Below are 18,610 nucleotides of genomic sequence, written 5' to 3' on the forward strand. Positions count from 1 at the left end.
GGGGGTGGCGCGTGTCGAAGGAGGTCGGCGCCGGACACGTCGCCATCTTCCCGGTCTACAAGGGCCTGCGGAAGAGCATCAAGAACGAGGTCGATCGGGGCGTCAACGACGCCGAGCGCTCGGCGACGAAGGGCCTCGGCAAGGCGGGGCAGCGGGGTGGCGCGGCGCTCGGGAAGGGCCTGAAGTCCGCACTGTCGACGGAGACCAGCAACCTCGGCGACAAGGCGCTCAAGACCTTTCAGCAGGACGTCGCCACGACCACGCGGACCCTGTCGTCCGCGCGACTGCGGCAGATGACCGACGCCGGCAACGTCCGCGTTGCGGAGCAGCGCCTCGCCGAGGTCATCGAGAAGAGCGGCGCCGGGTCGTCTCAGGCGATCGCTGCGGAGGAACGCCTCGCGGCCGCTCGTCGAAACCTTGAGGTGTCGACCGATCGCGTCGCGACGGCGTCGACGAACCTGCAGGCCGCGCAGGCGAAGCTCACGACGGCGCAGGATGCGCTCACCTCGTCGACGGCACGGCTCACCAAGGTCGGAGCGGGCACGGGGTTCGCGACGTTCCGCAAGAACCTGACCGATGTCCTCGCGCCGGTCACGCTCCTCGCCCGAGGAATCACGGGGCTCGCAACGCGCGCGCTCGCGCCGGTGACGTCTCGTCTGTCGTCGTTCGGCGCACGCGTCGGCACGGCCGTCGTGACCCCGCTACGCAACGCCACCGTCGCGATCCGAGACCTCTCCCTGAAGGGTGCTCTCCGGCTGAGCAGCGCTCTCGGCGCCGTCGAGACGTCCGTGGCGCGCGCGCTCGCGCCCGCCCTGAACCGCCTCGCTCCCGTCACGGCAGCGATTCGGCGGTCGTTCTCCGGCATGGCCGGCGTGCTCGGCCAGACTGGCGGGGCCGTTCGCCAAGCGTTCTCCGGCGTCGGCTCGATCGTGGGCGCGGCCGGTTCGGCGATCTCGTCGGGCTTCGCGTCGGCAATGGACGGCGTGAAGCGTGTCACCGGTGATGCCGCGACGTTCGTGAAGTCCCAGCTCGGCGCGGCCGCCGCGGTCGTCACCGGGGCGATCGCAGCGTCCGTCGCGGGCGGCTTCGGTCGACTCTCGGCGATCGAGACTGCGCAGGCCAAGCTCCGCGGACTCGGCAACACCGCCGAGGACGTGCAGACGATCACCACGAACGCTCTCGACGCTGTGCGCGGCACTGCCTACGGCCTCGACGAGGCCGCGTCGATCGCGGCATCCGCCGTGGCCGCCGGTATCAAGCCGGGCGAGGAGCTGGAGAAGTACCTCCGCCTCACCGCGGACGCTGCGTCGATCGCGAACGTGCCGCTGTCGGAGATGGGCTCCATCCTCAACAAGGTCACGACGAACGGCCGTGCGTACACGACGGAGCTCAACCAGCTCGCCGACCGGGGCATCCCGATCTACCAGTGGCTGGCGCAGGAGCTCAACGTCACGCAGGACGAGCTCCGCGACATGGTCGCGGCCGGGAAGGTCGACGCCGCGACGTACCGATCGGCAATCGAGAAGAACATCGGCGGCGCTGCCCTCGAGGCAGGGAAGACCACCCAGGGCGCGCTGAAGAACATGCGGGCCGCGTTCTCGCGGTTCGGGGCCACGATGCTCGGCCCCATCTTCCCGCTGTTCCAGCAGCTGTTCTCGACGATCACGGTCGGGGTCGACGCCGTCGCTGCCAAGATCGCGCCCATCGCGGACGTGATTGGCAAGGGCGTCGTCGCACGGGTTGAACCGATCCTGACCCGGATGTCAGACGCATTCGCACGGCTGAAGGAGTCGACGAGCGGATTCAACCTGTCCGGCCTCTCCGGTGTGTTCGCGGTGCTGCTGCCTGTGGTCGCCGGTGTCCTCGGGGCGCTCGGTCCGCTGCTGGCAAGGCTTCCACTGCTCGGGGCTATGTTCTCCGGCCTCACCGCGCCCGTGGGGCTCCTCGCGGGCGCGCTCGCATCTCTGCTGCTGTTCGATCCTGCGACGCTCATGGCGGGCTTCCAGGCGATCGTTCCGGCGGTGGTGGGCGGTGTGTCGTCGCTGCTCACCAAGGTCGTCGAACTGATCAGCAAGTTCGTTCCGCAGATCGCGACGCAGCTCGCATCGAACGTGCCGATCCTGGTGTCGGGCATGGTGCAGCTGCTGCTCGGACTCGTTCAGGCGGTGACCGCCGTGCTGCCGTCGTTGCTGGCGGCGATCGTGGGTGTCGTTCCGGTGCTCGTCGGAGCGCTCGTGGGGATGGTCCCTCAGCTCCTGCAGGCCGGCATCCAGCTCCTGACGGGGCTGATCGATGCGGTCGGTGTCGTCGTGCCATTGCTGGTCAACGCCGTCGTCGAGCTGCTGCCGAAGCTGCTCGAGACGATCCTGGCCATGCTGCCCGCGGTCGTCGCCTCGGCGCTCCAGGTCTTCATGGGCCTGGTGCAGGCGCTCATCGGGGTGATCCCTCAGCTGATCACCACGTTGATCTCGGCGCTACCGAAGATCCTGCAGACCCTCCTCGGGATGCTCCCGACGCTGATCCAGAGCGCGATCCAGCTTTTCCTGGGGCTGGTGCTGGGGCTCGCGAAGGCGATCCCTCAGCTGCTCGTCGCGCTCGTGGGGATGCTGCCGCAGATCCTTACAACCCTCGTCGAGATGCTGCCTCAGCTGATCATCACCGCCGTGGACGTGTTCCTCGGGCTCGTGACCGGGCTGCTGGAGGCGATCCCGCAACTCATCGTCGCGATCATCGAGATGATCCCCCAGATCGTCGTCGCCCTGATCAGCATGATCCCGACGCTCATCGAGGGCGCCGTGAAGCTGTTCACAGGGCTGCTCGACGCGCTGCCGGTCATCATCCCGAAGCTGCTCGATGCACTCGTGAAGATGGGCCCCCAGCTCGTCGACGCGATCATGAAGATCATCCCGGCATTGTTCGATGCCGGGGTCTCTCTGGTGCAGGCGCTCATCGATGGGCTCGGGTCGATGCTCGGGTCTCTGTGGGACGCGGTCGGTGGGATCGTCGGCGGCATCGTCGACTTCTTCCCGCACTCGCCGGCGAAGAAGGGACCGCTGTCCGCGCCTGGGTGGCGGCGCCTGAAGCAGTCGGGTGCCGCCACGATGGAGCAGTTCACGGCGGGCGCGGAGAGCCGTGTCGACGGCTTCGGGGTTGCGCTGGCCGCTGCGACGCAGTCCGCTTCGCAGCGCGCGCAGATCGCGCTCACCGCGTCCTCGTCGGGTGTCAATGGCTCGGGCTCTGCGGGCACCGGATCTCGTGGGACGACGACCATCTCGCAGATCAACCACTTCGCGCACATGCCTCCCGAGGAGGGCGCGGAGCTGGCCGGCCAGAAGCTGGCGTCCGCCGCACGACGTGCGCGGGCATGATCGCGAGGGGGTAGCACGTGGGTCAGCCGGTGGAGTTCCGATTCGAAGGCTTGGAGATCTTCAGCCGGCCCGCCGACCTCACCCGCCCCTGGGGGCTGTTCTTCCGCAAGGACGGCTTCCAGGGGTGGGGCGGGTTGCCGGCCGGGCGTCGCGAGTCGCTCGCCCGTGCCGTGCAGCATGGAGAGCACGACACGCCGGTGTACCTCCCGTCGCGCGTCGTCACCGTCGATGGGCAGGCCATCGCCCGCACCGAGGACGAGCTCCAGATTGTGCTCGACCGTGTCGCCGGCGCGGGTGCGACCGGCGAGAGGGCGCGTGTATCGGTCACTCGATGGGATCGCCTCCAGTGGGCTGATGGACGACGTGTCTCGGTCGAGACCGACGACAAGGGGCAGTGGCGAGGCCCACTCCTGGTCGGGGATTTCCAGCTGCAGGTGGTGTGCGCCGACCCTCGAAAGTACGGCGATCTGCATCTGATCCCGGAGACGGGCACGGGGGTCTCACTCCCGGTCCTGCACTACGGGACCTTCCCCGCCTTCCCGGTCGTGGAGATTCCATCCGCGCCGAGCGCGTACTCGATCTCGTCGCCTGCCGGAACATTCGTGGTCTCCGACGCGACTCCGGGCGGGCTGCACGCGGTGGACATGCGGTCGGGGCAGGTGCGACGCAACGGCGTCGTGATGCCGAGGGTCGGTCGCGGTCCTCTCTGGGCTGTGCCGCCGGGCGTGGCATGGACTCACGCGCTGTCGGCCCCTGGTCGTATCCGCATCGCCGACACTTTCGTCTGATCGGAGGCTGACGTGGCGCTCGAGCTGTGGACGCATGATGCGTGGACGGGTGACGAGCTCGAGCGCGTCGACCGGTACGCCGTCGAAGCCGGCACCGACTGGTCGACGAACATCGGCGGCACCGGTGAGAGCAGCTGGCCGATGCACGCCGGCTACGGCGCCGAAGCGCTCACCGGGCAGCGTCTCGACGAGCTGTTCAAGGGCGGCGCGCGGCTCCTGTCGCTGCGGTGGGGGAGTACCGTGCTCGGCGCGTGGAAGACCGAGTCGTGGGACTACGGCGACACGGACGGTGTCGCGATCGTGAAGGCCGTCGAGCTGCGCAGCGAGTGGAAATGGCGCAAGACCTACGGGGTCGACGCGTACGAAGCCGGCACCCTCACCGTCACCAACCGTTCCCATGCCGGCGCCGTGCGCGCGGTGCTGGAGCGATGGATGCAGTACGGCAACCCGGACTGGCGCTACCCCGTGGATCTCCCCGCCGATGAGGGCGGGTCGTTCTCGCAGACGTGGGAGTTCTGGAAGAAGCTCACCATCGAGGATCTGATCAGCCAGATCGAGGCGGAGGGCTACGAGGTCGTCCTCCGCCCTTACCTCACCGCGGGCCGACAGTTGCGGTTCCAGACGCTCGTCGCCCAGCGTGTGCGGGTCGGGCTCTCCTCGTTCAAGCTGCACGACGCGGACTCACCCCTCGGCGGTGTCCGCTACATGAAGACCTCCGCTGAGCAGATCACCGGCGCGCAGGGCGCGGGTGCGGGCACCGGGCAGGACCAGCCCGTCCGGTGGGCCGGAGCCGGGCCCTACGACATCCCTATCCGGGACGCCGGCCGCAAGTTTCCCGACCTCGACGGCGACCGGTTGCAGGCCGCAACGAATGCCTGGTACGCGCAGTCTCGCAACCCAGCCGCGCAGTGGACGGTCGGCAGCTTCACCCTCTCCGACGACCATCCCGCCGAGGACGTCACCCTCGCCCGCGGGTGGGAGCTCGAGGTCGTGGGGCATCCCGTGTTCCCGCTGGGCATTCATCCGCTGCGCCTGGTGGCCGTGTCTGGGTCCTGGTCGACGCAGGTGAAGACGGAGGTGCAAGGTGTGGTCTGATCTTCGCGACGCGTGGAACTGGATCCAGGGGCTGGTGCGCCGTGTCGAGCGGGTTGAGTCCGGTGCGTTCCTCGAGAACTCGTCCATCACGAACGGACGCTTTCGCATCATCGGCGGGCTCCTCCGCGTCGACTCCGGCGGACGCGTCGAGGTGATCGGCGAGTGGCGCTTCTTCGGCCCCGGCGCAATCACCGGTGACGTGGTCGCCGAGGGGAAGTGGACACAGAACGGCGCGTGGGAGTTCAACGGGCGCGGCGACATCGACGGCGACGTCGACATCACCGGCAACCTCGCCCTCCTCGGCGGCGGGAAGTTCTCATCCGACAACGTCCGCATCGAAGGCGGAAAGATCTACGCCGGCGGCATGGTCATCGACCCGGAGGAAGCCGGCGGCTCAGTCGTGTTCCCAGACGGCGCGAAGGTCACCGGCAACGACGGGGCCCCCGGGGTCAAGCTGGAATCCGGTGCCGGATGGACCGCATACGTCGCACAGAACGGCATCCGCCTCGCGGGGGGCGTCGGTGAAGCCTCCCTCACTCTCACCCCGGCGATGCTGGCGCTCGGCGCCGACCGCGTCCAGATCAGCGCAAGCGAGCTCGTCCTCGACGGAGGGATCATCGCCAGCCTCGACGACGTCGCCTACTTCCAAGCCCGCCGTCACGACGGAACGGCGGGATGGCTCCCGAAATCGGTAGGCGGCCCGACAGGGTCCGGGCTGCTGCGGTGGCCGTTCGCGTTGAGCCTGGTGACGAAGGAGTTCGACACCACCGACCCGACGTACTCCCCACCGGGGCACCGCGGCATCGACTTCGGCGCAGGAGCTGGCACCCCGATCCCCGCCGCCGGGTCGGGCACGGTACTCGCGGCCGGGTTCGACTCCGAGCGTGGCTACTTCGTGATCCTCGACCACGGGACGCGCGACGGTCGCACCATCACGACCCGCTACTACCACCTGATCGGTCCGTCACCGCTCACGTCGGGCGCGGCTATCAGCAAGGGCGACACGGTCGGGTCTGTCGGATCGACCGGCCTATCCGACGGCCCCCACCTGCACTTCGAGACCCGCTACGACGGCGTCGCCGAGAACCCCCGCGCCGTCATGGCCATCTACGGCGAATAGTCGACCAGCTTTCCCACTCGGGGGTCCCGCACGACGCGGGGCCCTCCTACCTCTTGAGGGAGTCGTGATGCCCACGCAGACCTACACCGGCAATCTCCGCAACATCGGACTCGCAGCCTTGACGGGCGTCGAGCTCGCGCTGCGGGTGCGCCCCGAGGTCGAGTGCTTTGGGCCCAATGGCCTGGTCTCGAAGGTCCCAAAGCCCATCGCCCTCGGCAGTGCGGGCGAGATCTCCGTGGCGCTCATCCCTTCGGGAGATCTCACGCCGGCACAGGGCGGAGAAACGGGCGTGGACTACATCATCGAGCTCGCTCGATTCGAGGATGCGATCGACGGCTCCCGCGTGCTCAAGGCGGTCGACTTCTGGCGCTTCACTGCAGTCGCCGGCGGCGGGGATATCGGCGAGATGGCCGGCGGATCTCTTCTCGCTGTCTGGGTGGGCCCGCCGTGGCCGCCACTGCCGAGCCCGAAGGGCTTCTACATCGACAAGACACCACCGAACGCCTACGGCATTCGGTCATGACCAGGAGAGGAGATCGACATGGCACTTCCCGCTGATGTGACCCAGCTAGGGACGTTCAAGGGCAACGGCATCGCCGAGGCCGTGACTCGCTACGCGACGTCCGGCAACGCCGTCAACCCGCCCTCCTCGGGATGGTCGGCCGCGATCCCGAACGTCGAGGACGGTCAGTACCTGTGGACCCGCGTGACGCTCACGATGGACGACGGCTCGACTTCTGTGGCGTTCTCGGTAACCCGCCGAGGGCCTCAGGGGCCGCCCGTCGACGAGGAAACCCTCGCCACCGCCGTGGAAGCTGCACTAGCCGCTACAGGGCGTCTGTCGAACTACGGTGTGGCTGTCGGGACGGGGAACCCTCTGACGGACCTGGATGCGCTGCCGAACGAGTCGGGGTTCTACCGGGCGTTCTCGACCGCGCTGAACCGCCCCCCGGGGTTCACGGGGACGGTGCTGCATCTCGCGTACCTGTCGTCCTCGGCGATGCAGGTCGGTGTCCCGGTTGGCTCGACGACCCCGACGGGCCTGTGGGTGCGTGTGAAGCGTGAGGGCGCGTACGGCGACTGGCAGCAGGTCCCGACCCTCGCTGAGGTGACGGCGCTGCTGGACTCCCTGGACCTCGTCAACGTGACGGAGATGACTGCCGCGCTGGCGCCCGTCCTCGCAGAGCTCACGGGGCGGCTGTCGGCGGCGTCGCTTGCTGCGGCTGCGGCTGGCGTCGCGAACACGGAGATCGATCGTCGAGCTGTCGTGTACAACGACACCCCGGTGAGTCGTGGGAACAGCGCGTCATGGCGAGTGCTCGACGCTCTCCGGAACGCGGCTTTCGGCGTCTCGGCGGATGGTGTCACCACGCTCGCCCAAGGCCGCGTCGAGGGCGACCTCACCGTCGTGGGGAGCGTCACGTCCGAAGCGCCCTCATCTCGGGTGCTTGACGCCGCAGGGAACGCCGCCCTCGCGGTCGGAGAGCACGGTGAGGTATGGATGGGTGCGACGGAGGTTCGGCCATCTCCGGACCGATTCATGATCCGCGACACCCTCGGGAGGGTCGCGTTCGCGGTGAACCCGGACGGGTCCGTGTTCCCGTCCGCTCCTCCGCAGGCCGGGGAGCTGCGGCTCGAGGACTACGGGACGGTGCTTCCTGCCCGCTACCTCACCGACGTGTCGATGACGGCCGGGTCCACGGCTCTGACCTCCGCGTCCTACGCCTTCACCCCTGACGATGTCGGCAAGACCGTCGGTGTCCGTGGTGCGGGTCCGATCTCCACCGACTACATGACTCTCGCCAACGACGGGGTGCTGGTGGGCACGATCGCCGGTGTCGCTGGCGGGGTGGCGACACTCAGCGTCGCGGCGGTGAACACCCTCACTGGTGGGGAGGCCGCTTTCGGTATCCCTATCGATGTGGCTCTCGCGGCGGCGCTGAACGCTGCGTCCGCTCTCGGGGGTCGCACGGTCGTGATCCCCGCGGGCGTGTATGTCGCGTCGGCGAGCAACCCGATCCCTTCGCGATGCTCGGTGCGTGGCGCGGGGCGGGGCCGAACCCTCGTGTACGTCGTGAAGATCTCGACCGCGAAGACGTCGACGAGTGCGGCGTGGCTGCGGGAGGGCGCGTGGGAGGCGGACAACTACCTCCACGGCGTGAACCTCTCCGACTTCTCCTGCGACGGGCGGTTCTTCGCGGCCACCCACGGGTACTCGTACGAGATGAAGATGATCCACATCTCGTCGACGCGGAACTCGTCGGCGCGGCGCTTGGGGATCTTCAACAACCCCGCCACGGCTCTCGGCTACGACAACTCGGTCAACTGCGTCCTCGAAGAGAACATCATCACGAACTTCGCTCGCCTGAACGTCGTCGACCCGGCCTCCCCGGCGGGCGGGTCGGGAGGGTCGGGGATCGGGACCGCGACCGGTGGTCGTGGTGGTGCGGTGTCGATCATCATCCGGAACAACTTCATCCAGGGGAACTGGACGGCGGCGGGTGGTGCGGGTCACGCGTGCATCCTCATCGAGGCGGCATCGAACACGCCCGCACCGGGCACCTGGCCGGCGGCGGTGATCATCCAGGGGAACATCCTGCAGGGTGGTTTCACGGGGATCACGGATTCCGGCGGGTCGGACACGAAGATCCTCGGCAACGACATCTCTGCCTGCGCGGTCGGGATCTACCTCGGCAACAACGCGGTCCCGAAGGGCATGGTCGCACGCGACGCGATCATCGCGAACAACACCGTCCGTGACGGTGTCGCCGCGGCGGGTTACGCGTGCGTCGGGCTGCTGATCACGACGGTCACCGGCGCGATCGCGAGCGAGGGGCGCACGCTCGTGACCGGGAACATCTTCCGCACCGGTGACGGTGTCGGGGTGCTCCTGGATGCGACGGTGAGCCCGCTGTTCCACATGCACCTGATGGGCAATGCGATCCGGGACAACGACGGGCGAGGCCTCGTGATCGTGGGTGTCTTCTACGACCTGATGGTCGTGCACCAGCAGATCAGCGGCAACGGCCGCGGGGGGGCGCAGAGGGAAGCGATCTTCGTCGCGCCGGGCAGCACCTGGACGGACGGCTCCCTGATCGGGAACAGCCTCACCGACTACGCGGCATCACCGACGCAGACGAACAGCTACGTCACGGCGGGGGCGACCCTGACCGGCGTCACCATTTCCGGCAACACCGGCGACAACTAAGGAGCCCTTCATGGACATCATCCTCGACACCACGTTCACCGTTCCCGGCCTGAAGAAGGCGTCCACGGTCCTCGCCGCGGACACGTTCGACTACACGTCCCCGACGCTCCTCCCGACCCGTGTCGGTGGGCGTGAGTGGGCGGAGGTCCCTTCGGGAGGGTCACTCCTGGCGGCCCTGGCGGTCGGGGGGTCCGCGGTGAAGATCGCGACCGACCCGACCACCTACGCCGATTCCCGGTTCGCGACCATCCCCGGGGCGTCGAACGTGGTCGTGGAGTCGACCCTCGCCGGCAAGCCCGCAACCCCGACGTCGCGGTGGCCGTTCATCGCCGCCCGGATCTCCCCGGACGGCTCCAAGGGGATCATCGTGTGGGCCCTCGACTTCTGGGAGATCCAGGCGTGGCAGGCGGGCACGGGCACGCCGCTCGTCGCGTCCACGTTCGTCCCGACGGTGGGCGACAAGGTCGCGATCACGGTGGACGGGGATGTCGCGTCCCTGCACATCAACGGGATCCCCGCGGCCACTGTCGCCGCGCCTGCCGCGACCTACCCGGGGACCCTCGCCGGGCTCGCGTCCCGCCGCCAAACCTCCGGGACGTCCCGCATCGGGCAGGCGTGGGGCGACTTCCGGGTCCGCACCCCCGGGATCATCTGAGGAGGCGCGCCGTGACCGCTGATGTGACGTACGCGCCCGACCGGATCGGCTACCGGTACGGCGTCGCCGACGACAACTACTCGAAGGGCTACCACCGCGGCCAGGATGTGCGCGAGAAGGGCCCGCGTGGCGGGTCCGTGGTCACGCAGGTCGACGCGATCGACGACGGCGTGGTGGTCTACGTCGGCCGCCCGAACTCTCTGCTCGAGGCGACGGTCGTGATCGACACCGGCCGAGCCGAGGGGCGCTTCGAGTCGCACTCGCACATGGCCGACGTGTGCGTCTCGGTCAGGGACCGCGTGACCAGCGGTCAGCGGCTCGGACGCAACGCCGGGATGGACGAGCGCCCCGGCTTCATCGACGGCCCCCACGACCACGTCACCATCACCGACCGTCTCGACGGCGCCTGGATGACCTGGGTCGGCGAGTACGACCCGCTCCCGTTCATGCAGGCCGCGTACGCCCGCGCGACCGCCCCCGCAAGCCCATCACCCAACCCCCTGGAGGACGACACCATGCTCATGCTCAAGATCAACAGCCCGTCCGGCCCGCACCTGTGCTCTCTCAGCACCGGCGTGTTCCGCCACTTCATCCCGGAGGACCCGACGGACAAGATCATGCGGCTGTCGCGCATCCAGGACGACTGGCAGGACGTTGAGCTCTCCGAGCTCCCCGCGCTGCTCCGCACGTACGGCTGCGACCTCGCGATCTGGGACCTGCAGGGCGACAAGTTCGTGGTCCTCGACCCGCTCGACGGGTCGGTGAAGTCGGGCAACATGTGGTCGGCCGCCAACGCCGCACGCGCCGGCGTCGCTCAGGTGAAGGTCACCTCGGAGCAGACGCGGGCCTACCTCGCGAAGCTGACCAAGTCGTGATCGGGCGCCTGTGGGGCGCGATCCACGAGCCCCGCGTGAAGAAGCTGCTCTACGCGATCGTCTACACCGTGGCCGTGTTCACGGGGTGGGCGACGCTGTGGCGGCCGCCGCAGTCGATCGAGGGGCCCCTCGGCTCGACCCTCACGACGGTCTGGGCGCTGTTCCTCACCATCGGTGCGGTGTGCGCACTGGTCGCCGTGTTCCCCGGCTGGTGGTGGATGGAACGCATCGGACTGATCGGGGTCGGGGCCGGCGCGCTGACGTACTTCGGTGTCGTGCTCACCCTCCACTTCCAGGGCCCGCCGGAGTCGTCCCGTCTCACGCAAGCGGGGTTCATCCTCATGGTCACGATCGCTGTGTGCGCGGTGCGCACGCACGAGATCTGGAGGCACACCTTCGAGCCGCGCAGGAGGTGACGTTGGACCCCGCAGCACAGGAAACCGCCCGCCTTCTGCTGACGCTGCTCGGCGGCGCGGCCGGCGTCGAGATCATCCGCGCGATCGTCGGCGGGATCTCCGGATCGATGAAGCGTCGCCGCGCCGAGGTCGACCGCAAGGAGACCGAGCGCGCGGTCGAGGAGGCCCGCGCCGATGAGGCGGAGCGCCGCCTTCGCATCGTCACTGAGCACGCTCACACCCTCCGCGTCGCCGCCATCCAGGGCGGCGTCACGATCCCCGAGTTCCCCACCTTCAAGGAGTAGCTATGAAGCTGTACGCGAAGTCACTGCTGTACGTTCTGCTCGCCGTCGCCGGCGTGCTCGTGACCGCACTGTCGGACGACACGGTCACCACGTCCGAGCTCGTCAACCTCGCCGTGATCGGCGTCGGCGCCGTCGGCGTCTACCTGGTCCCGAACCTGCCCAACGGTGTGGCCCAGTACGGAAAGACCGCCGTCGCGTTCGTGACCGCTGCGCTGGTCGCACTGCTGTCGTTCCTGTCGGATGGGATCACCCCGTCGGAGTGGCTGCAGATCGCGATCGCCGCGTTCGCCGGCATCGGCGTGTACATCGTCCCGAACGAGAAGCCGAGCGCGGTGCAGGTCATCAACAACTACCCCGCTCGCCGCGACCTGAAGAGCTGACCCACACCTGGGTTGCACCGTCCCGTCGACGATCCAATAGAAGGCCCCCTCCGCTTGCACCTTCGGGTGCGGTGGAGGGGGCCTTTCTGCGTTCAGGCGGGCTACCCGCTCACGATCTCCGCGTCGTCGTTCCTGTAGCGAGCGATCATCCGCTCCTGGTACTCGAGCGCGTACATGGCGCCGCGATACTCAACGGTCGCGGGGAATCGTCCTGCCGGCGCGTCTACGCGGCTGCTCCCGCGGGTCGACCCGTCAACCAGGAAGACAGCGAGGCCCCTGCCATCCGCGCAGTCTCGGCAGATGTCGGGTTCCTCGTCCGGGTCGTCCGCCAAGGACGGCTGCTTGTTGAAGTACTCGTCGCACAGGTCGCAATGGCTCATCGGCTCAGGCTAGGTCCGGACGCTCAGCAGCCGCCACCCATCAGGGACTCTCGCCTCGAGCGCGGGCATCGTGTCGGCTTCGATCTCCCGGGTCTCGTCGTGTCGTTCGATGGTCCCGGTCGCGGTCATGAGGGTGGAGCCCTTGACCATCGCGACCGGCGCGGACGTGAGGACCCACCCGGCCGGGGTCGCGTCGTCCAGCTGCGCTTGGATGTCGGCGAGGTAGTGGCCTTCGACGTCGATGGTGCGGGTCTCGTGGGGGCGGATCAGGCCGGTCAGCATCCGACCAGCCTATGACCGGACCGTCACGGCGTTCCGCCAGACGACCGTGTTGCGAGTCCCGCCAGGGCTCTCGTTCCATTCGACAACGACGACCCGATCGTTCCATCCGGTCGCGAACGCGGCGATCCTCGTAGCGGGCCCTTCCGCCCAGCTGATCCACGCCCACACAGGCGGTTTCGAGCCCTTCACCCACTCGATCTCATTCGGCCCGAACGCCTGCATCGGGAGGGTGCACTTCGCCTTCATTGGGGACTCCGTGAGTCGCTTCGCTGCTTGCTCGTCGTAGTACGCCGCGTACCTCTTGTTCGACCCCACGCCGACCCCTTTCCCGACCCGAGGGGGACAGGTTAGGCAGGCCCCTCCGACATCACCACCCGCTGATCCCCGGTAGTCCGTCCTCCGCACGCGTCACCCAAGGGATGTCGACCGTGAACCCGCACCCTCGGCACTCGTACCCGCCGTCGATGACGTGCATGACCGTGCCGCACACCTCACAGCGAGGCTCCGAACCGATCTCGAGATCATCCACCCCGCCAACGTAGACGAGTCGTCCACGAGCCGCTGTTTACTCGTCGAATTGGCCCTCGTCCCGACGGCTCCCGACTGGTCCCGCAATTCGGCAAAGACCAGATGAGGGCGCAGTTGGGAGTTGTGCTGAACTCCGACGACATATCAGCCGTCTTCGACTTCGGGGGTTCGAATCCCTCACTCGCCACCCTGGAAAAAGGCCCGGTAAAGCTGAGGAAACTCGGTATCCGGGCCTTTCTCGTCGCTGGGGGTCGCGGGGCACATGTCCCCGCCGGATGCCGTGCTAGGACGCCCCGCGGAGTGCGGATGCGACCAGCCGTTCGACGTCGAGATCACCCAGTGGCACTCTCAGCACGAGGAGCCGGTGATAGCAGGCTCCCCACAGCTGGTCGATGACGATGTCCAGATCGGCGCTGCCCGGAAGATCGCCGATCTGCTGCGCGGCACGGAGTCGCGCGCGTGCCAGCTCCCGTCGGGGCAGGGCATAGGTCTGCGACCAGGCGGCGGCGAGGTCTGGGTCCGTCTGGGCGGCGCCGATCAGCTCGGCGAGCGGCTTGCCGGCGCCGCCGTGCGTGAGCAGCGCGATGAAGGAGGTGAGCTGCGCGACGAGATCAGCGTGCAGATCGCCGGTGTCCGGAAACTCCAGATCGGGTTCGCTGCGACGGAAGTAGGCTTCGGCGGCGAGGGCGCCCGGCGAGGCCCACCACTTGTACACGGTCGTCTTGCTCGCTCCGGCTTCTCTGGCGATCCGCTCGAAGGAGATTGCCTGGATGCCCTCGTCGACGAGGATCCGTCCTGCGGCCGCCAACACTTCCGACCGGACTTCTGCGGCGGGTCGGCGGCCGCGGCCGCGTCGCGGAGGGAGGGTGCTGGTCATCGTGGCCCCTTTGTGAACGATCTGTTCATTACGGTGTATCCTACTTATGGACAATTCGTTCACATCTTACTCGAGGAGAGATCATGACCAGCAGCGTGGATCGCGTCGCCATCGTCACCGGCGGCTCCGGCGGTATCGGGCGTGCGAGCGCCGAGCGTCTCGCGGTGGACGGGCTGGCCGTCGTCGTGCACTACGCGGGTAACGAGTCCCGCGCCTCGGAGACGGTGTCGCGCATCGTCGCTGCGGGCGGCCGCGCGCTGGCCGTCGGGGGAGATGTCGCCGACGAGAACGCGATGGCCTCCGTGTTCGAAGCCGCGGAGGCGGAGTTCGGCGGTGTCGACGTGCTCGTGCACACGGCGGGGATCATGCCGCTGGCGCCGATCGCCCAGCTCGATCTCGCCACGTTCGACCGGGTGCAGCGCACCAACGTCCGCGGCACCTTCGTCGTGAACCAGCTGGCCGCTCAGCGCCTGCGCGCGGGCGGTGCGATCGTGAACTTCTCCACGTCCGTCACGCGGCTGCAGATCCCCGGCTACGGTGCGTACGCCGCATCGAAGGGCGCGGTCGAAGCGATCACTCTGATCCTGGCCCGCGAACTACGCGGACGTGACATCACCGTCAACGCCGTCGCGCCGGGACCGACCGCGACTCCGCTGTTCTTCGAGGGGAAGACGACCGAACAGATCGACGGCATCGCGGCGGCGAACCCGATGGGGCGTCTCGGCACGCCGGAGGACATCGCAGAGGCGGTCTCCTTCCTCGCCGGGCCCGCCCGCTGGATCAACGGTCAGGTGCTGTACGCGAACGGTGGTGCCGCGTGACCGACCTGAGCGCACGGGATGTCGTCCTCGGTACGAGCTGAGCGCCGGTGACCTCGACCCGACTCGCGCGCTCCGGCGGTCCGCGAGCGCGTGCGTCGGGCCGCCGGCTGAGGTGTGGAGGATCCCTTGCGCCGCACCGCGAGCATGTCAGGATGGGAGGGACGCCGCCGGCGAAGGGACCGACATGACCGAACCGATCACCTCACCGCAGTCCACGAAGATCCTCCGCGCCGCGGTCTGGGTGGCCATCGCCGCCCTCATCGCCGCCGCGCTCGTGTGTGTCGTGTGGGTTCTGCTCGGAGACGACAACGGGATCGTCGGCAAGGCGTTCCTCACCATCCTGCTGCTCGCCGGCTTCGCCGGCGTCGCGATCCTCGAGGCGAACCTCGCGTCGCGCCGGCCCGCCTGGGTGGCGCTCGCGAGCATGATCTCGTGGGTCCTGACCCTGCTGATCGGAGCGTTCCTCATCTGGATGCCCGCGGGTGACCGCTTCGGCGCCGGTGCAGGGCGTTTCTTCTCCTTCGTGGTCATCGTGCTGATCATCCAGGGCGCGCTCGCGCACGCGCGACTGTTCCTCCGCGCCTACGAGCGGCACCAGACGACCTTCACCACGATCGTGACCTACGTCACGATCGGGATGGTCGTCATCCTCGCCGCGATGCTCGTGCTGCCGCTGGCGAGCCACGAGTTCGTCTCCTACCGGCCGCTGTATTGGCGTGTCGTGGTCGCCCTCGCCATCCTCGCCGCGGTCGGGACCGCGCTCGTCCCGCTGGTGAACGCGCTGTTCGCGCCGAAGAAGCCGCGTGCGGCGGCGCCGTACCCCTACGCGCCCGTGCCGCAGGCGCCGCAGAATGCGCCCTACGGCGCCCCGGCCCCCGCACGCGCGCCCTGGCCCACGTACGCGGACGCCGTGACGCCGCTTCCGGCGCTCCCGGACGGATCCCCGGACTGGAACGCGTACTACACGGGACACCCGAGCGTCGCCCCGCCGGCCGTGCCGCCCCGTCCGCCCGTCCCGCCGACGCCCGCGGCGGTGCCGCACGAGGCTCCGGCGCCGCAGGGGTACACGGCGCCGCCCGCGCCGCCCCAGCAGCCGTCTGCCTGATCCCTCGCGCGTTCTGCGCTCGCGTGTCGGGCGCGTAGCGTGGAGGCATGGTGGATGCCGCACGACTCCGGGACCTGGCCGAAGAGATCGCCCGCGAGGCGGGGGCGCTGGCCCGACGCCGGCGCGAAGAGGGCGTCCGCATCGCGGCGACGAAGTCCGCACTGGCCGACATCGTGACGGAGGCCGACCGCGAGGTGGAGATGCTCATCCGCGCCCGCCTCGCACAGGAGCGACCGGCGGACGGCTTCCTCGGCGAGGAATCCGGTGCGGAGCGGGGGACCAGCGGGGTGACCTGGGTCGTCGACCCGATCGACGGCACCGTCAACTACGCCTACGGCATTCCGCACTATGCGGTGTCGATCGCCGCGGTCGACGGGGAGCCGACCCCGGCGGAGTGGAACGCCCGAGCCGGCGTCGTGTACGCCCCTGCGATCGACGAGGTGTTCTCGGCGGCGCAGGGCGACGGTGCCCGACTGGACGGGCGTCGGATCGCGGTCTCGTCGACGACGGATGCCGGAGCGCTCCTGGCCACCGGGTTCGGCTACGACCCGGCCACCCATGCCGGTGACCTCGAGCGGGTGCGGATCGTGATGCCGCTCGCGCGTGATCTGCGCCGGGCGGGGGCGGCGGCGCTCGATCTCGCCTACGTCGCCGCGGGACGGCTCGACGGATACTTCGAGCGCGGGCTGCACCCGTGGGATCACGCCGCGGGAGCGCTCCTCGTCGTCGAGGCCGGGGGAGTCGTCGGCGGGTCCGACGAGGGCCGGCCGGGGCGTGGGATGACCATCGCCGCGGGGCCCGAGCTGTACCCGGCGCTGCATGCGGCGATATACCGCTGAGCCATTCATGCCATTCACAGCATTCGGGGGGTAGTGTTTACCCGATCGTTATCTTTCGCCGCCCGAACGGCGTGAGGTGATCCGAAGCCCGACGCACGATGCCGCTGCCCGAGCGGCCCTACGAGAGCGCGCAATTTGACCCTCGAGACCCACCCGGCCGACGCCGCGCCCACGCGACGCTCGAGCCGCATCGCCTCCGCGCTTTCCGCGCCGGAGGAGACGGGTGCCCTGACCCGCGCAGAGTTGCGTCGTCGCCGTGAGGCGGCGGTAGCCGCCGCGACCGCGTCATCCGACGCCGCACCGGTCGAGACCTCCGACATCCTTCTCCCGACTCCTCCCGCCGCGGGGGAGTCGGCTTTCGTCGCCCCGGAGCCGTGTGCGCTCGACGAGTTCGAGTTCGCCGCACGGCTCTTCTCGTTCACCGGCGAGACCCCGATCCAGCGCGTCTCCGTCGAGACCGCCCCCGTGCCGGTGGCTGCCGCCCTCCACGTCGCGCCGCGCCGGCCGCGCCGCACCCGCGTCGTGGTGCAGCGCATCGCCGCCGCGTCGTTCTCCATCGGCGTGATGGCCATCGTCGGCCTGCTCGCCGTGGGCACGACCACCCCCGCCGCGGCGGTCGCCGCGGGATCCGCCTCCGCCGTCACCACCAACATCACCGCGTCGGCGGCGAAGACCACCGCCGCAGCATCCGGGCAGATCCAGGCGTTCGTCGCGAACGGGTCCAGCGGCGCGGCGCTCGACCGCCCGGAGAACTACGGCGTCTCGTCGATGGCGGAGATCGCGTCGGAATCGGGCGTCACGCTCTTCGCCAACACGTGGGTCAACAACCCGTCCTCGCCGATCCAGTATCCGTTCCCCGTCGGTGTGCCGATCTCGGCCGCCTTCGGCTCGGTCGCGTACGCCTCGGAGTTCGCGGCGCCGCACAACGGCGTCGACCTGACCCCGGGCGAGGGAGCGGAGATCCACGCCGTCGCCGCGGGCACCGTCCGCATCGCCACCGAGGCCGGTGGGGACTACGGCGTGACCGTCGTCATCGACCACATCATCGACGGCCAGCCGGTGGCGACCCGCTACGGCCACATGCAGTACGGCTCGCTTCAGGTCAAACAGGGCGACAAGGTCACCGCCGGAGAGGTCATCGGGCGGGTCGGTCAGACCGGCAAGGCGACCGGTCCGCACCTGCACCTGGAGGTGCTCCTCGGCGGCACCAACCGCATCGACCCGATGCCGTGGCTCGCCGAGCACACCACCGGCACGCACACCGTCGGCTGATCGGTTCGATCCAGCCCGTCGGCTCTGATATTCTTTTCTGGTTGCCCGCTCGCGGGTGGCACGCCCCGATAGCTCAGTGGCAGAGCACTTCCATGGTAAGGAAGGGGTCGTCAGTTCAATCCTGACTCGGGGCTCGCAGCATCCGCATCTCGCCGTGCGGGTGCAGCGCGGCGGGGTAGCTCAGTTGGTGAGAGCGCACGACTCATAATCGTGAGGTCGCGGGTTCAAGCCCCGCTCCCGCTACAAAACACTGGGAAGTCATCTCAGTTGCGGACCGCAAGCCATCGTTTACCCATCGGAAACGGCAGCCGATTAGG

General features: G+C 69.0%; 18 protein-coding genes and 2 tRNA genes. 17 read left to right on the top strand and 3 right to left on the bottom strand.

Annotation, left to right across the window (positions count from 1 at the left end; all coding sequences use genetic code 11):
- The first annotated feature begins 11 nt into the window (after nucleotides 1–11).
- From WFI00_RS09610 to WFI00_RS09660, 11 genes are all read left to right on the top strand, one after another.
- Nucleotides 12–3,368 (top strand): tape measure protein, encoded by a 3,357-nt coding sequence (locus tag WFI00_RS09610; RefSeq protein ID WP_336642341.1) that lies wholly within the window; start codon nucleotides 12–14, stop codon nucleotides 3,366–3,368.
- A 17-nt stretch (nucleotides 3,369–3,385) separates the two neighbouring features.
- The gene (locus WFI00_RS09615; RefSeq protein ID WP_336642342.1) at nucleotides 3,386–4,156 is read left to right on the top strand and encodes a hypothetical protein; all 771 of its coding nucleotides are present in this window, start codon (nucleotides 3,386–3,388) and stop codon (nucleotides 4,154–4,156) included.
- 12 nt (nucleotides 4,157–4,168) lie between these two features.
- A complete protein-coding gene (locus WFI00_RS09620) occupies nucleotides 4,169–5,251 on the top strand; it encodes a hypothetical protein (protein ID WP_336642343.1) in 1,083 nt (360 codons plus the stop codon).
- Nucleotides 5,241–6,371 carry a M23 family metallopeptidase gene (locus WFI00_RS09625; RefSeq protein WP_336642344.1) on the top strand — a complete coding sequence of 377 codons (1,131 nt, stop codon included), beginning with the start codon at nucleotides 5,241–5,243 and terminating at the stop codon, nucleotides 6,369–6,371. The genes WFI00_RS09620 and WFI00_RS09625 overlap by 11 nt, the downstream gene beginning before the upstream one ends.
- Nucleotides 6,372–6,438: 67 nt before the next feature.
- The gene (locus WFI00_RS09630; protein ID WP_336642345.1) at nucleotides 6,439–6,894 is read left to right on the top strand and encodes a hypothetical protein; all 456 of its coding nucleotides are present in this window, start codon (nucleotides 6,439–6,441) and stop codon (nucleotides 6,892–6,894) included.
- An 18-nt stretch (nucleotides 6,895–6,912) separates the two neighbouring features.
- A complete protein-coding gene (locus WFI00_RS09635) occupies nucleotides 6,913–9,579 on the top strand; it encodes a hypothetical protein (protein ID WP_336642346.1) in 2,667 nt (888 codons plus the stop codon).
- A 10-nt stretch (nucleotides 9,580–9,589) separates the two neighbouring features.
- Nucleotides 9,590–10,234 carry a hypothetical protein gene (locus WFI00_RS09640; RefSeq protein ID WP_336642347.1) on the top strand — a complete coding sequence of 215 codons (645 nt, stop codon included), beginning with the start codon at nucleotides 9,590–9,592 and terminating at the stop codon, nucleotides 10,232–10,234.
- 11 nt (nucleotides 10,235–10,245) lie between these two features.
- Nucleotides 10,246–11,109, top strand: coding sequence for a M23 family metallopeptidase (locus WFI00_RS09645; protein ID WP_336642348.1), 864 nt, complete (start codon nucleotides 10,246–10,248; stop codon nucleotides 11,107–11,109).
- The gene (locus WFI00_RS09650; protein WP_336642349.1) at nucleotides 11,106–11,525 is read left to right on the top strand and encodes a hypothetical protein; all 420 of its coding nucleotides are present in this window, start codon (nucleotides 11,106–11,108) and stop codon (nucleotides 11,523–11,525) included. The genes WFI00_RS09645 and WFI00_RS09650 overlap by 4 nt, the downstream gene beginning before the upstream one ends.
- A gap of 2 nt (nucleotides 11,526–11,527) precedes the next feature.
- Nucleotides 11,528–11,809, top strand: coding sequence for a hypothetical protein (locus WFI00_RS09655; protein WP_336642350.1), 282 nt, complete (start codon nucleotides 11,528–11,530; stop codon nucleotides 11,807–11,809).
- 2 nt (nucleotides 11,810–11,811) lie between these two features.
- Nucleotides 11,812–12,189 (top strand): hypothetical protein, encoded by a 378-nt coding sequence (locus WFI00_RS09660; protein ID WP_336642351.1) that lies wholly within the window; start codon nucleotides 11,812–11,814, stop codon nucleotides 12,187–12,189.
- A gap of 101 nt (nucleotides 12,190–12,290) precedes the next feature.
- On the opposite strand, the gene WFI00_RS09665 is transcribed toward WFI00_RS09660, so the two are convergent.
- The 3 genes from WFI00_RS09665 to WFI00_RS09675 all read right to left on the bottom strand — a co-directional run bounded on the left by WFI00_RS09665 (nucleotide 12,291) and on the right by WFI00_RS09675 (nucleotide 14,256).
- The gene (locus WFI00_RS09665) at nucleotides 12,291–12,569 is read right to left on the bottom strand and encodes a hypothetical protein (protein WP_336642352.1); all 279 of its coding nucleotides are present in this window, start codon (nucleotides 12,567–12,569) and stop codon (nucleotides 12,291–12,293) included.
- A 9-nt stretch (nucleotides 12,570–12,578) separates the two neighbouring features.
- Complete coding sequence (locus WFI00_RS09670) at nucleotides 12,579–12,851, bottom strand: hypothetical protein (RefSeq protein WP_336642353.1); 273 nt, start codon at nucleotides 12,849–12,851, stop codon at nucleotides 12,579–12,581.
- A gap of 811 nt (nucleotides 12,852–13,662) precedes the next feature.
- Nucleotides 13,663–14,256 (bottom strand): TetR/AcrR family transcriptional regulator, encoded by a 594-nt coding sequence (locus WFI00_RS09675; RefSeq protein ID WP_336632862.1) that lies wholly within the window; start codon nucleotides 14,254–14,256, stop codon nucleotides 13,663–13,665.
- A gap of 83 nt (nucleotides 14,257–14,339) precedes the next feature.
- Here WFI00_RS09675 and WFI00_RS09680 point away from each other — a divergent pair, with 83 nt between their 5' ends.
- The 6 genes from WFI00_RS09680 (at nucleotide 14,340) to WFI00_RS09705 (ending at nucleotide 18,536) form a co-directional block, all read left to right on the top strand.
- The gene (locus WFI00_RS09680) at nucleotides 14,340–15,077 is read left to right on the top strand and encodes an SDR family oxidoreductase (protein ID WP_336632861.1); all 738 of its coding nucleotides are present in this window, start codon (nucleotides 14,340–14,342) and stop codon (nucleotides 15,075–15,077) included.
- A gap of 184 nt (nucleotides 15,078–15,261) precedes the next feature.
- Nucleotides 15,262–16,182 (top strand): hypothetical protein, encoded by a 921-nt coding sequence (locus tag WFI00_RS09685; RefSeq protein ID WP_336632860.1) that lies wholly within the window; start codon nucleotides 15,262–15,264, stop codon nucleotides 16,180–16,182.
- 47 nt (nucleotides 16,183–16,229) lie between these two features.
- The gene (locus WFI00_RS09690; protein WP_336632859.1) at nucleotides 16,230–17,021 is read left to right on the top strand and encodes an inositol monophosphatase family protein; all 792 of its coding nucleotides are present in this window, start codon (nucleotides 16,230–16,232) and stop codon (nucleotides 17,019–17,021) included.
- A 135-nt stretch (nucleotides 17,022–17,156) separates the two neighbouring features.
- Complete coding sequence (locus WFI00_RS09695) at nucleotides 17,157–18,293, top strand: M23 family metallopeptidase (protein ID WP_336632858.1); 1,137 nt, start codon at nucleotides 17,157–17,159, stop codon at nucleotides 18,291–18,293.
- A gap of 62 nt (nucleotides 18,294–18,355) precedes the next feature.
- Nucleotides 18,356–18,427, top strand: a tRNA-Thr gene (locus tag WFI00_RS09700).
- Between the two features lie 35 nt (nucleotides 18,428–18,462).
- Nucleotides 18,463–18,536, top strand: a tRNA-Met gene (locus tag WFI00_RS09705).
- Nucleotides 18,537–18,610: the final 74 nt, after the last annotated feature.

The sequence above is a fragment of the Microbacterium sp. MMO-56 genome, assembly GCF_037146215.1.
Taxonomy (GTDB): domain Bacteria; phylum Actinomycetota; class Actinomycetes; order Actinomycetales; family Microbacteriaceae; genus Microbacterium.